The 12,758-nt window shown below is 39.0% G+C and carries 13 protein-coding genes; 9 read left to right on the top strand and 4 right to left on the bottom strand.

Features of this window, described 5'->3' with window-relative positions:
* Positions 1-14 precede the first annotated feature (14 nt).
* The 8 genes from NSQ74_RS22465 to NSQ74_RS22430 all read left to right on the top strand — a co-directional run bounded on the left by NSQ74_RS22465 (position 15) and on the right by NSQ74_RS22430 (position 7,080).
* A complete protein-coding gene (locus tag NSQ74_RS22465; RefSeq protein ID WP_340826248.1) occupies positions 15-548 on the top strand; it encodes a 3-hydroxyanthranilate 3,4-dioxygenase in 534 nt (177 codons plus the stop codon).
* On the top strand, positions 533-1,549 hold the full coding sequence (locus NSQ74_RS22460) for an amidohydrolase family protein (RefSeq protein ID WP_340826247.1): 1,017 nt from the start codon (positions 533-535) through the stop codon (positions 1,547-1,549). Before NSQ74_RS22465 ends, NSQ74_RS22460 begins: the two co-directional genes overlap by 16 nt.
* Positions 1,546-1,992, top strand: a complete 447-nt coding sequence (locus NSQ74_RS22455) for a RidA family protein (protein ID WP_139859705.1) — start codon at positions 1,546-1,548, stop codon at positions 1,990-1,992. Before NSQ74_RS22460 ends, NSQ74_RS22455 begins: the two co-directional genes overlap by 4 nt.
* A gap of 11 nt (positions 1,993-2,003) precedes the next feature.
* The gene (locus NSQ74_RS22450; protein ID WP_445669069.1) at positions 2,004-3,473 is read left to right on the top strand and encodes an aldehyde dehydrogenase; all 1,470 of its coding nucleotides are present in this window, start codon (positions 2,004-2,006) and stop codon (positions 3,471-3,473) included.
* An 80-nt stretch (positions 3,474-3,553) separates the two neighbouring features.
* Positions 3,554-4,333, top strand: coding sequence for a 2-keto-4-pentenoate hydratase (locus tag NSQ74_RS22445; protein WP_340826245.1), 780 nt, complete (start codon positions 3,554-3,556; stop codon positions 4,331-4,333).
* A 19-nt stretch (positions 4,334-4,352) separates the two neighbouring features.
* A complete protein-coding gene (locus NSQ74_RS22440; protein WP_340826244.1) occupies positions 4,353-5,243 on the top strand; it encodes an acetaldehyde dehydrogenase (acetylating) in 891 nt (296 codons plus the stop codon).
* 17 nt (positions 5,244-5,260) lie between these two features.
* Positions 5,261-6,289: a 4-hydroxy-2-oxovalerate aldolase gene (gene dmpG / locus NSQ74_RS22435; protein ID WP_340826243.1), complete on the top strand. Its 1,029-nt coding sequence runs from the start codon at positions 5,261-5,263 to the stop codon at positions 6,287-6,289.
* Between the two features lie 2 nt (positions 6,290-6,291).
* Positions 6,292-7,080, top strand: a complete 789-nt coding sequence (locus tag NSQ74_RS22430) for a 2-keto-4-pentenoate hydratase (protein ID WP_340826242.1) — start codon at positions 6,292-6,294, stop codon at positions 7,078-7,080.
* Positions 7,081-7,332: 252 nt separating this feature from the next.
* Here NSQ74_RS22430 and NSQ74_RS22425 read toward each other — a convergent pair whose 3' ends face one another.
* The 4 genes from NSQ74_RS22425 to NSQ74_RS22410 form a co-directional block, all read right to left on the bottom strand.
* The gene (locus NSQ74_RS22425; RefSeq protein ID WP_340826241.1) at positions 7,333-8,757 is read right to left on the bottom strand and encodes an MFS transporter; all 1,425 of its coding nucleotides are present in this window, start codon (positions 8,755-8,757) and stop codon (positions 7,333-7,335) included.
* A gap of 64 nt (positions 8,758-8,821) precedes the next feature.
* Positions 8,822-9,595, bottom strand: coding sequence for an ABC transporter ATP-binding protein (locus NSQ74_RS22420; protein ID WP_340826239.1), 774 nt, complete (start codon positions 9,593-9,595; stop codon positions 8,822-8,824).
* Between the two features lies 1 nt (position 9,596).
* Positions 9,597-10,661, bottom strand: a complete 1,065-nt coding sequence (locus tag NSQ74_RS22415) for a FecCD family ABC transporter permease (RefSeq protein ID WP_340826238.1) — start codon at positions 10,659-10,661, stop codon at positions 9,597-9,599.
* The gene (locus NSQ74_RS22410) at positions 10,648-11,664 is read right to left on the bottom strand and encodes an ABC transporter substrate-binding protein (RefSeq protein WP_340826237.1); all 1,017 of its coding nucleotides are present in this window, start codon (positions 11,662-11,664) and stop codon (positions 10,648-10,650) included. The genes NSQ74_RS22415 and NSQ74_RS22410 overlap by 14 nt, the downstream gene beginning before the upstream one ends.
* Before the next feature lie 132 nt (positions 11,665-11,796).
* Between NSQ74_RS22410 and NSQ74_RS22405 the strand changes: the two genes are divergently transcribed.
* Complete coding sequence (locus NSQ74_RS22405) at positions 11,797-12,444, top strand: TetR/AcrR family transcriptional regulator (RefSeq protein ID WP_340826235.1); 648 nt, start codon at positions 11,797-11,799, stop codon at positions 12,442-12,444.
* Positions 12,445-12,758 lie beyond the last annotated feature (314 nt).

Raw genomic sequence — 12,758 nt, 5'->3', positions numbered from 1 at the left:
GGAGTGGGTTTCGTATGGCAAAATTACAAGCATTTAATCTATTAAAATGGATCGAAGAAAATAAGGACTCTTTAAAGCCACCTGTTAACAATAAAGTGCTATGGGAGGATTCGGAGTTTATTTGTATGATTTTGGGCGGACCTAATCGCCGTCGAGATTTCCATGTCGATCCATCTGATGAGTTCTTTTATCAAATTAAAGGCGATTGCTTCGTTGAGATAATTAATGAAGGAAAGCGTGAAGTGATTACAATTAAAGAAGGGGAAGTGTTCATGCTACCAGCGAATGTGCCGCACTCTCCTCATCGAATTGCCGACACATTTGGACTTGTCGTAGAAAGGAAGCGGGCAGAGGGAGAGCTAGAGGACTTCGTATGGTTTTGTGAAAACTGCGATCAACAAATGCACAAAAAAACGGTGCAATTAACAGATATCGAAACACAAGTGAAAGGTGCAATCGAAGAATTTAATGGTAGTTTAGAGCTGCGCACATGTAAAAATTGCGGTCATGTAATGTCTGAAGAAGTGAGTTTATGGCAATGCGAGTAGATTTCCATACTCATATTATTCCAGAAGATATTCCTAACTTTGTGGAGAAGTTTGGCGGAGAGCGCTGGCCAACATTAGAAAAAACTTGTACATGTGGTGCGAATATTATGGTAGCAGGTCAAGTGTTTAGAGAAGTGACAGACCAAGTATGGAGCCCAGAAAAACGCATACAGGATATGGATGCTGAAGGGGTGGATATACAAGTATTGTCCCCGATTCCTGTGACGTTCTCCTATTGGGCGGAGGCACATGCGGCAGAGGAAATGGCTCGTATTCAAAACGACTTTATTGCGAATACGGTGAGGCAATATCCGAAGCGATTCATCGGTATTGGCACAGTGCCACTCCAAGATGTAGAGGTAGCTATTCGTGAAATGGATCGTTGCATACATGAGCTAGGGCTTAAAGGCATCGAAATCGGGACGAATGTAAACAGCAAAAATTTAGACGACCCAGCTTTTACAGCATTTTTCGAAATGGCGGAGAAATGGGAAGTGCCTTTATTTATTCACCCGTGGGAAACGCTCGGGAAGGACCGAATGCCGCGCCATAATTTTATGTACACGGTAGGGATGCCGAGTGAAACTGCGCTTGCTGCTGCTAGTCTTATTAACGGCGGAGTTATCGAAAAATTCCCAAAACTTAAAGTGTGTTTTGCACACGGTGGCGGCTCTTTTCCTTATATTTTACCTCGCTTAGATCAAGGGTGGAAAGTATGGCCGCATCTACGCTTAACGAGTAAACCACCGAGCTATTATGCGAAAAATTTCTATTTCGATTCTTTAAATTATGATCCGCTAAATCTTCAATATTTAATCGACCGATTTGGAGCAGACAAAATTGTGATGGGCTCAGACTATCCCTTCTTATTAAGGGAAATCCCACCGGGGAAAATAGTGGATGAGACACTTCATCTTTCAGAAGAACAAAGAAGGGATATTTTAGGGAGAAATGCCTTAGCCTTTTTAAATATCGAGATAAAGGAAGAGATCGAATCATGACACCAGAGGAAAGACTTGCACAGTTAGGACTTGAATTACCACCTTTACGTCCTGCTTGGGGAGACTATGTAGGTTGTGTAAGGACAGGCAATCTCTTATTTACCGCAGGACAGGGTGTGGATCAGTACCACGGTAAGCTAGGGAGAGATTTGACGACAGAAGAAGGCTATTTAGCAGCACAACAATCGATGCTAAACCTACTCAGTGTAGTGAAACATGAAATAGGCGAATTAAGTAAAGTGAAGCAATTTGTCAAAGTATTAGGGATGGTAAATTGCACGGAGGATTTCATTGAGCAGCCAAAAGTAATGAACGGAGCCTCAGATTTAATTGGGAAAGTTTTCGGAGAGAAGGGTAAGCACGGGCGCTCTGCTGTTGGAATGGCTCAATTACCTAATAATACAGCAATCGAAATAGAGATGATTATTGAAATCGAAGAATAGGAGGAGTGGCATTGATTAATGAAAAAGTAATCGAAGAAAAATATTTAAAAGATGCCAAACTATTCATTGGTGGCGATTATGTAGACGCCTTATCAGGTGAAACTTTCAATACGATTAATCCCGCTACAAATGAAATATTAGCATCCGTAGCAAATGGCGGACAAGAGGATGCAAAGCGCGCAATTGAAGTTGCACATAAAGCATTTGCTAGTGGTGTATGGAGCAAGATGCCTGTTGAGGAACGCTCGCGGATTTTATGCAAAATGGCTGATTTAATAATGAAGAATGTTGAAAAACTTGCCTATGTCGAAACGTTAGACGTAGGTAAGCCAATACGGGAGAGTCTTGAATTTGATATTCCACGAGCGGCTGCTAACTTCCGTTTCTTCGCTGAGATGGCGAAATATATGACGCACGAGCATTATGATCAAAGCAAGCATTTTTCATATGTACAATATGCCCCAGTCGGTGTGACAAGCTTAATTATTCCATGGAACTTGCCGTTTATGCAAATGACGTGGAAGGCATCTGCTGCTCTTGCTGTAGGTAATACCGTTGTAATCAAGCCTGCTTCATATACACCGCTAAGTGCCATCATGCTTGGAGAAATAGCAAATGAGGCGGGATTACCTCCAGGTGTGCTAAATATTTTGACAGGTCCAGGTGGTATTGTAGGAACAGAAATGGCGACAAACCCTGCTGTGAGGAGAATCTCCTTTGTAGGTGAATCAAATACAGGAAAAACGGTTATGCGTAATGCTGCTCAAAATTTAATCCCAGTTTCGTTAGAGCTTGGTGGGAAATCAGCTAATATTGTGTTTGAAGATGCTGATTTAGAAGAAGCAGTAGCAGGATCCATCGAAGCCATTTATCGCAATCAAGGAGAAATTTGCTTAGCAGGTTCCCGTATTTTAGTGCAGGAAAGTATTTATGATCAATTTTTAGATAAATTCGTGGCAGCTGTGAAACAAATTAAAGTTGGAAACCCGCTCGATATGACAACAGATATGGGTGCTTTAGTTTCTAAGGGGCATTTAAAGCTAGTAGATGAGTATGTGCAAATTGGTCTAGCTGAGGGGGCGAAATTAGCATACGGCGGTAAGGCTGTCGCTTCACTATCTGAAGGGAACTTCTATGAGCCGACCGTTTTGTACGATGTCAATAATGGTATGCGCGTTGCTCAAGAGGAAATATTTGGTCCTGTCCCTGTCATTATTCCATTTAAAACAGAAGAAGAAGCTATTCAGATAGCGAACGATTCTATTTATGGATTAGCAGGGGTAGTATGGACGAATGATTTACGGAGAGGACAGCGTGTGACAGCCCAAATTCATGCGGGCTTATTATGGGTGAATTGCTGGTACGTGCGGGATTTAAGAACCCCATTTGGTGGAGCGAAAGCTAGTGGTATTGGGCGCGAAGGCGGTCGTCATAGCTTTGAGTTCTATAGTGAAATAAAAACAATTACCGTAAAAAAATAAGGAATGAATAAACAAACAAACAAACAAAAGCTGGTATAGCAACCGCCTTTTGTTTGTTTTACTAAGGAGAGTGAATGGTGGTGTCAGAGAAAATTAAGCAATATGCCACACAGTTACTGACAGCTGAAAAAACAAAGCAAAGCATCGTTCCTTTAACAGAGTCGGATGCAAGTTTAAGCATAAAGGATGCTTATGAAATACAGCTTGAAATAGTAAAAATGAAGCTGGACGAAGGTCGACACATCGTTGGTAAAAAGGTTGGTTTAACAAGCGTAGCGATGCAAAAAATGCTCCATGTAGATGAGCCAGATTATGGTCATTTATTAGATGATATGGTGTTTGGAAATGAAGCTATTGTAAAAGTGTCTAGCATGCTCTCCCCAAAAATTGAAGCGGAAATTGGTTTTGTACTAGGAGAGGATTTAGTAGGACCGAATGTAACCTTTCTCGATGTCATGATGGCTACTGACTATATCGTGCCAACAATTGAAGTAATTGATAGTAGAGTAGAGGATTGGCGCATTAAATTAATTGATACAGTAGCTGATAATGGCTCGTCTGCAAAGGTCATCGTCGGGCATGAAAAGACGAAGGTAAATGAAGTGGATTTACGGACAGCAAGTATGGCACTTTACAAAAATGGGGAGCTACTTGCGACAGGGGCAGGGGCTGCTGCACTGGGACACCCGGCACACGCTATTGCTTGGTTGGCAAATAAATTACATGAGTTTGGCATTACACTTAAAAAGGGCGAGCTTATTTTACCTGGCGCTTTATCTGCGGCAGTTGTAGTAAATGCTGGAGATAGTATTGAAGCAAAATTTGGGGGCATCGGTACAGTAACGGTTCACTTTGAATAATGTGAAAGGAGAGAAGGATATGGGCAAAATCAAAGCGGCTATACTAGGCACAGGAAACATAGGCACTGATTTGCTTTATAAATTAGAGCGCAGTGAAGTGATTGAAGTTGTGGCGATGATTGGGATAGATTCACAATCAGAAGGTTTGAAGCGTGCAGCAGAGAAAGGGTATGCGACATATTCAAATGGCATCGAAGCTATCGTTGCCAATCCTAACATGGCGGCTATCGTGTTTGACGCCACATCAGCGAAAGCTCACGTACGCCATGCGAAAGTATTGAAGGAACTAGGAATTTTAGCGATTGATTTAACACCAGCAGCAAGAGGACCGTTCTTTTGTCCGGCAGTGGGGACTACGGAAAACTTACTCGATTTACACAATGTCAATATGATTACATGTGGTGGCCAGGCGACGATTCCAATCGTCTATGCGGTCAACCAAGTTGCAGATGTACTATATGGGGAAATTGTGGCGACTATTTCAAGCTTAAGTGCAGGTCCAGGGACGAGGGAAAATATTGACGAGTTTACGATTACGACGCGCCGTGGAATCGAAGAAGTAGGTGGAGCAAATACTGGAAAAGCGCTCATTATTTTAAATCCGGCAGACCCACCTATCCTTATGCGAGACACGATTTATTGTGAAGTGAAAAATATGAAAGAAGAGGAAATTCGCGACTCTATTTATACAATGGTAGAGAAAGTGAAGGCATATGTGCCAGGCTATCGTTTAAGACAGGAGCCATTATTTGATGGCAACCGTGTAACAATCTTTATAGAAGTAGAAGGTGCTGGAGATTATTTCCCTCCATATGCAGGGAATTTAGATATTATGACAGCTGCTGCGACACGTGTTGCAGAAGATTTTGCGCGGGCCATGTTAGAGAGAACTACATTAGAAACGCATTAAGAAAGGGGGCAGTATACATGAATTCGCAAGTTAATAAACCAATTCGATTAACAGAAGTGTGCCTCCGAGATGGCAGTCATGTCGTGGCACATCAATTTACAGAGCAGCAAGTACGAGATGTTGTGAGAGGGTTAGATGATGCAGGCATGCATTATATAGAAGTAAGTCACGGAGATGGCCTTGGGGGCTCCACTTTTCAGTATGGCAAATCACTCGTTAATGAGATGAAGCTCATTGAAGCAGCTGTTGCTGCATGCACTAAGTCAAAAGTTGCTGTGCTGTTAATACCAGGGATTGGTACTGTACACGAATTGAAGCAGGCAAATGACTTAGGTGCTCGCTTAGTGCGTGTTGCTACACATGTAACAGAGGCGGATGTGTCAGCTCAACATATGAGCAAGGCACGCGAGCTAGGGATGGAGACAGTAGGTTTTTTAATGATGGCTCATTCTGCACCTGTGGAAAAGTTAGTGGAGCAAGCGAAGAAAATGGAAAGCTATGGTGCTGAAGCGGTCTATATAACAGATTCTGCTGGCGCATTGCTGCCGCATGAGGTGCGTGAGCGTGTGCGCGCTTTACGACAATCGTTGCAAATAGAAGTAGGATTTCACGCTCATAACAATTTATCTATGGCAGTGGCGAACACGGTCGTTGCTATAGAGGAAGGAGCGACACGTATTGACGGGAGTGTGCGCTGTTTAGGAGCAGGTGCAGGGAATACTCAGACAGAAGTGCTATTAGCTGTGCTAGACCGCATGGGAATAGATATAGGTATTGATTTATATAAAATGATGGATGTCGCAGAAAATATTGTAGGCCCTCTTTTGCCAGGCTCGCAGGAAATTCGAAAGGGGAGCTTAGTGTTAGGGTATGCAGGAGTGTACTCAAGCTTCCTGCTTCATGCAGAGCGTGCGGGGAAGAAATTTGGTCTTGATCCACGCGATATACTTATCGAATTAGGTAAACAAAAAGTAGTAGGTGGTCAGGAGGATATGATTATTGATGTCGCTGCTGAGCTCGCAAAAAAAAGGGAAATTGAGGTGTGAAAATGACGGTACAAATAAATCAGCAAAAAATGGTTGATTATTTATATGAGGCAGAGCGTGATGTAAAGGAAGTCATCAAGCTGACAGACGACTACCCACAGTTGACGATACAGGAGGCTTATCGTATACAGGATGCTTTACTAGCACGCAAGCTAGAGGAGAATGGCACGAAGCAAGTAGGCGTGAAGCTAGGTTTAACGAGTAAAGCAAAGCAGCAGATGATGGGAGTCAATGAAGCGATTTATGGCTATTTACATAGTGATATGCTCGCACTAGAATGGGAAGCGATTGAATTTTCACAGCTTATTCACCCGAAAGTTGAGCCTGAGATTGCCTTTTTTTTAGGTGAGGACTTGGCAGGGGAGGCGGTTACAGAGGCGGATGTTGTAAAGGCAACGAAATACGTCGCACCTGCCCTTGAAGTAATAGATAGCCGTTATAAAGATTTTGGCTTTACATTAGCAGATGTTATCGCAGATAATTGTTCCTCGGCGAAATTTATAGTGGGTAGTAAGTGGGTTTCTCCTCACATGCTTGATTTGGGACAAATTGGCATGGTTCTAAGTAAAAACAGTACTGTGGAGCAAACAGGCTCAAGCGCTGCTGTATTAGGGCATCCTGCTACTGCCATTGTGTGGGCAGTGAAAGAATTAGCCAAGGTAGGAAAAGGCTTTAAAAAAGGCGATATTATTTTAAGTGGTGCGATGTCTGAGGCGATTTCTTTTCAGCCAGGGGATACAGTTGTAGCAGATTTCGATGTGCTTGGCAGTGTGACATTATCTTGTAATTAAACGACAGTGCTTCTTTCTTCTCAATTGTGAAAAGTCGATTGCAACCTCCTTTACTTTAAATGAGAGCATCTGGAAATGAAGTTTTATTTCCAGATGCTCTTTTAACGGTTTATAAAGGGAGAATCGCTGTTTAATGTGGAAACGGTCTTTTTATGAAACTGTCTAAATAATAGGGTTCAGTTCAATCTTTTTCAAAATGGACTTTTATTAGTTAATTTTAAATATAAAATTACAAGAGGTTTTCAATCATATTTAATTTTTGCTTTTATGATAAATAGAAAGAATTACAAAGGACATAACAGACAACAGACCGATTCCAAATAAGCTCGTAGAAAACGCATGTACAAAAGAGGCTTTGTCTAAGGTCGTATTCAAAGCTGTAGAGAATACTATGCTAATACCTGCAACTGCTAAGGAATTGGCTAAATACATGATTGTTGTAAACACCCCAGAGGCAACACCGACATGATTCTTAGGTATTTTACTCAGAATGGCATTCGCTAAAGGTGTTGTGGCAAGCCCTAGACCAAGGCCGTAGACGAATAAAAGCACTAAAGTATAAATTGTAAATAAATTATACGGCTCGAAAGCAAGAATGCCGATAAGTATAAAAATACAAATACTCATTGTCAATGCACCAATTTTTAATACAATTAAGCCGAATAAATGAACTATTTTTGATGATAGAATCGATGTGAAAAAAAATCCAATACCAATTGGTAAAAAGATCAAGCTTGTCTCCTTCGTATTATACTGCAAGCCAAATTGTATAAAATAGCTAAGGATAAAGAAGAACGAGAACATACTCAAATAAATTGACAGTACTGAACCAATTCCAATGACAAAAGAACGGTGCTTGAACAAAGATAGATCCACAAGTGGTGTTTGATGCTTTTTTTGTTTTGATTTTTCAACAAAAATAAACGAAGCAAGCATAACACATGACAGAATAATACAACCGAAAAACCAAGGCTGCCACCCATATGTTTGACCTTCTGATAATGGATAGATGAAAAATAATATACTAAACATCAATAAAATGGCGCCCATCCAATCAATATTATTGTTTTTCACAACAGTGGATTCAGGTATTATAGGAAGTAGTAATAGCACAAGAATGCCAAATGGGACATTGAAGAAAAAAACAATTCGCCATCCTCCATTAAATAGATTCAAACTGACTAGTAATCCCCCTAATATTAAGCCAAAGGTAAAAGCAATCCCAATGACAGCACCATACAAGCCAAAGGCTAAATTTTTCTCCTTCGAAGGGAAGATTTCTTGAATAATCGATAAAATTTGTGGTTGTATAAAAGCTGCTGCAAAACCTTGCACAATTCGGACGCCAATTATAAGTAATGGATCCGATAGCATTCCTCCGACGAAGGAGGTAAGAGTAAAAAAGAATACACCAATCCATAATAATTTTTTTCTTCCGTAGATATCTCCAAGTTTACCGCCAATTATTAGAGCTGTTGCAAGTCCAATCGAATATCCAGAAAATATTAATTGCGCTCGCGAAAAACTTGCGTGTAAGTCATTTTGAATGTTCGGCAAGGCAATTTGAATCATATAAGTATTTAAAGAGATTAGCAGTGTCGGAAGTAGGATAATCGCTAAGGCCAGCCATCTATATGCATAATGTTTGCTCGAGTTATTGGATTGAAGAGTACTCATAGATTTGGCTCCTTTTATCGTTGTTTAAAATTGAGTGATTGTCAGTCAATTAGTTAAAGCTTTATTAAATAGTTAGGGTTGGATGATACGCTATGACTAAGTTTTTAGTATGTTCATTTTGATTAATGTGACAGTCAACGTCATAAACTTTTTTTACTAATTCAGGAGTTAATAATTCTTCTGGCTTGCCGTGTGTATAGATGCGCCCATTTTTTAGTACATAGAGGTACTCACAATACATGGCTGCTATAGAGAGATCATGTAATGCAGCAAGTGTACCAATTTTTAATGATTGTACAAGGGATAAGATTTGAATTTGATATTTAATGTCCAAATGATTTGTTGGCTCATCTAAAATTAAAAACTGGGGCTCTTGTGCTAAAGCACGTGCAAGAATAACACGTTGTTTTTCACCACCAGAAAGATAGGAGAAATGCTTTGAAGCATGATGTTCCAAGTTCACCTTTCGTAACACATTATCTACAAGATCATAATCTTGGTTTGTGTCAGATTCCATTATCTTTTTATGTGGAGTTCTTCCCATCAACACCATGTCACGTACAGTAAAGTCAAAATTTGCATTGTTAAATTGACCAACAACACCCAGTCTTCTTGCAATTGCTTTAGGGGAGGCTTTTACTATATCTAAATCATCTAAGAAAATCATGCCTGTTGTCGGCTTTGTTACTTTATAAATGTTTTTTAACAATGTCGATTTTCCACAACCATTTGGTCCGATGATTCCGACAAATTGCCCTTCTTGCACCCTTAACGAAACATCTTTTATAATGTCAACATCAGATACCGAGAAGGATACATTTTGTACTGTTAATTCCATACTAATTACCTCCAAAACCATATTTTTTTTTTATTAACATGTGCATAAAAACTGGAGCTCCTAATAATGATGTCACAATCCCAATCGGTAATTCGCTATTTGGAATAATTGTTCTTGCTAGTAAGTCTGTCCAAGTTAAGAAGATAGCGCCGACTAATATGACAGTGGGTACTAAATAACGATGATTAGAACCTGTAAAGATTCGCACTATATGAGGAATAATGAGACCGACAAATCCAATAATTCCACATATCGATACAATAACACCTGTCAAAATAGCAGTAATGACTAAATAGACTCTTCTATAAATATTTAAGTTAATGCCTAATGACATTGCAGCATCGTCTCCCATAAGCATTGCGTTCATAACACGCCATTGTGATAAAAAGAATAGGCCTACAATCGTAACGATTGCAGCAATCAACGGTAAGTCCTTCCAATCAGCAGAAGCTAAACTTCCCATCGTCCAAAATGAAACAGAACGGACGCCTTCAGCGTCTTTGGCAAAATATATGAATAAATTTGATAGAGCTGTGAATAAGGCATTGACCACGGTACCCGCTAGAATGAGTTTAATGACCGACATTTTTTCTCCGACACTTGATAACAGTAATACTAGAAATGTTGCAAGTAAAGCACCTAAAAATGCCCATACAATTAAGTCGAATTCTCCAAAGAAACCGCTAAAGCGATGACCTAGAATAATCGAAAATGTTGCACCTAGTGAAGCACCTGAAGAGATGCCGAGAATATAAGGATCTGCAAGTGGGTTTTGTATCGATGCTTGCATTACACTTCCACAAAGAGCTAAACCTGCACCTACTATTAATGCTAGTAAAATTCTTGGAGTGCGAATTTGCCAAACGATTTCGAATGTCATTTTAGAAATAACTGTATCAACATGACCAATATTGATCCCTGTAAACTGATACAAAAGAATTTTACAAGAATCGAGAAATGGAATGCTTACTTGTCCAATAGAAGCGGAAACAATCATTGAGACGAAAACTAGTCCTATCAATAATAAAAGAAGCACGGAGAAAGGACGTTTACTATTCACCATCATTTACTACTCCAACAAAAACATCAGGATGAATGAATTTAGCGACCTGTTCATATAAGTCAGCAAGTTCAATACCACCATTGATAGCCCCAGTATATTCAGCAACCATAACGTCTTTATTTTGGATTGCTTTTATATTTTGCAGTTTTTTATCATTGATCAAGTTATTTTTCGTTTTTTCTTGGTCGGGTTGTTGAAATTCTGTGATAATAATTTTATCTGGGTTTGCTGCTATTATCGCCTCTGTTGAAAGTTCGATATAGTCTTCTTTGGATAGCTCAATATATTCAGCTCCAGCACCTTCAATCATTTCATCAATAATTGCCCATTTAGGTGAGTAATAGAAATACTTTCCACGTGCTCCACTAACTAATAGAACATTAGGGTGATCTTTAATAGTTTTAGCCTTTGCAGTAATTTTATCAATACGAGCTTGTTGCTCTTTCAAGTATTTATTAGTTTGATTTTCGATATCGAATACTTTCCCGAATGTTTTGATTTCATCAAAATAAATGTCGATACTACGTCCAATTGTAAAGTTTGTAGAAGAAACAACAGGAATCCCACGATTGCTCCAAGAAGGGATGCTCCCAATTAGTTCCTCTCGAAATGCAGAGGCAATAGAATAAATTAAGTCAGGTTGTAGCGCTATAATGGATTCTTTTGAGGGCCACATTTCACTAACTAAATGCATTTTCTCAATCTCTTCCGTAAAATTTGAATGGGCTTGATCATTATAGGCAAATCCAACGACTTTATTTTGTTGTCCAAATTTAACCATTAATTCTGCGACTGCTGATCCAATAATCATTACTTTCTCAGGAGCTTGGTTAATTGTCTGAGTGACTTTTTCCCCCTCATATGTATGAACATCAAATGACATTGGATACTTTCCGCTATTGCTGATGTTCGTCACTTCTTCAGATGATTTTCCCTCTGATTGTGAGCAACCTGTAGTAACTAAAATGAATGAAAATAATAATAGACATAGAGATTTTTTAAACATTTGAATCCTCCTAATATTTTTTTGACCGACAATCACTCAGTATAATTAAATATAAAGTACATTCATTTCTTTTTCTTAATTTGACTAGTTATTAGTCAAATGCTTAAATTAAAAAAGGGGGTAGTACAAGCGATGGTTAGAGTAACAAAGAATGCATCAGAACGGCGAAATGAAATATTAGATACCGCAGAATCTCTTTTTAGCCAAAAAGGTTATGAAAAAACTTCAACGACTGATATTACTAAAACGTTGGGAGTAGCACAGGGCACACTGTATTACTACTTCAAATCAAAAGAAGCCTTGGCAAATGCATTGATTGATAGACAGCTAAAAGTGATAAAAGAGCATTTTATCGAAGTAATTTATGACGAAACACTTTCTGCTTATGAAAAAATAGCTTGGATTTTTGTATACGAGCTTGATGATCCAACAGGGCATGTTGAAATTTTTAAGTATTTACAACACGATAGTAATGCTATCCTTCGTCAAATATTACATGTACAAACAATTTGCCAATTCACACCAATTTTAGCTGATCTAAATATTCAAGGTAATGAAGAGGGTATCTTTCATATTGATAATCCAACACTAGTAGCAGAATTTTTCCTTTCAACAATCCATCATTGGGTTGATTCATCACTATTCAAATGGAATTCACAAGAACGTATCGCAAGGATTGAAGCGATTCAATCCACATTTGAACATTTATTTGGCGTTCCTAGTGGAAAGTTTGATTTAGCTCTTTTAAGAGAAACTGTGAAAACTAAATTTAATTACTGAGTGAAAAACATCTTGATTGATAATCAATATCAATTAAGATGTTTTCATTATAATTATTGACTGACAACCTGTCAAATTAATTTTACAAGCGAAATATTTGCAGAAAAACGACTAGTGGAGGAACAAAGCCTTTCGATAATAGGGTTGAGTGCCAACGAACTGAAAACCAACCATAGTTCTTTTAAACTTTTAAAAACAAGCAATTTACAGCAAGTTCCTCAGTTACATGGGGAATAGCATGACAGAGAGCCTAGTGTAATCTTGTCCATGAACTGCTTCCTTTACTAGTGGATTTGGACGTATTAACATCTGAC

The organism is Lysinibacillus sp. FSL W8-0992, from assembly GCF_038008685.1.
Taxonomy (GTDB): Bacteria; Bacillota; Bacilli; order Bacillales_A; family Planococcaceae; genus Lysinibacillus.
The sequence above is the reverse complement of the archived record's forward strand: the minus strand, read 5'-3'. Positions and strand labels throughout refer to the sequence as shown.

Coding starts and splice junctions, on each gene's coding strand:
- NSQ74_RS22455 (WP_139859705.1), top strand. CDS start 1,546: ATGACACCAGAGGAAAGACTTGCACAGTTAGGACTTGAATTACCACCT.
- NSQ74_RS22460 (WP_340826247.1), top strand. CDS start 533: ATGGCAATGCGAGTAGATTTCCATACTCATATTATTCCAGAAGATATT.
- NSQ74_RS22425 (WP_340826241.1), bottom strand. CDS start 8,757: ATGAGTACTCTTCAATCCAATAACTCGAGCAAACATTATGCATATAGA.
- NSQ74_RS22415 (WP_340826238.1), bottom strand. CDS start 10,661: ATGATGGTGAATAGTAAACGTCCTTTCTCCGTGCTTCTTTTATTATTG.
- NSQ74_RS22430 (WP_340826242.1), top strand. CDS start 6,292: ATGACGGTACAAATAAATCAGCAAAAAATGGTTGATTATTTATATGAG.
- NSQ74_RS22420 (WP_340826239.1), bottom strand. CDS start 9,595: ATGGAATTAACAGTACAAAATGTATCCTTCTCGGTATCTGATGTTGAC.
- NSQ74_RS22440 (WP_340826244.1), top strand. CDS start 4,353: ATGGGCAAAATCAAAGCGGCTATACTAGGCACAGGAAACATAGGCACT.
- NSQ74_RS22405 (WP_340826235.1), top strand. CDS start 11,797: ATGGTTAGAGTAACAAAGAATGCATCAGAACGGCGAAATGAAATATTA.
- NSQ74_RS22465 (WP_340826248.1), top strand. CDS start 15: ATGGCAAAATTACAAGCATTTAATCTATTAAAATGGATCGAAGAAAAT.
- dmpG (WP_340826243.1), top strand. CDS start 5,261: ATGAATTCGCAAGTTAATAAACCAATTCGATTAACAGAAGTGTGCCTC.
- NSQ74_RS22410 (WP_340826237.1), bottom strand. CDS start 11,664: ATGTTTAAAAAATCTCTATGTCTATTATTATTTTCATTCATTTTAGTT.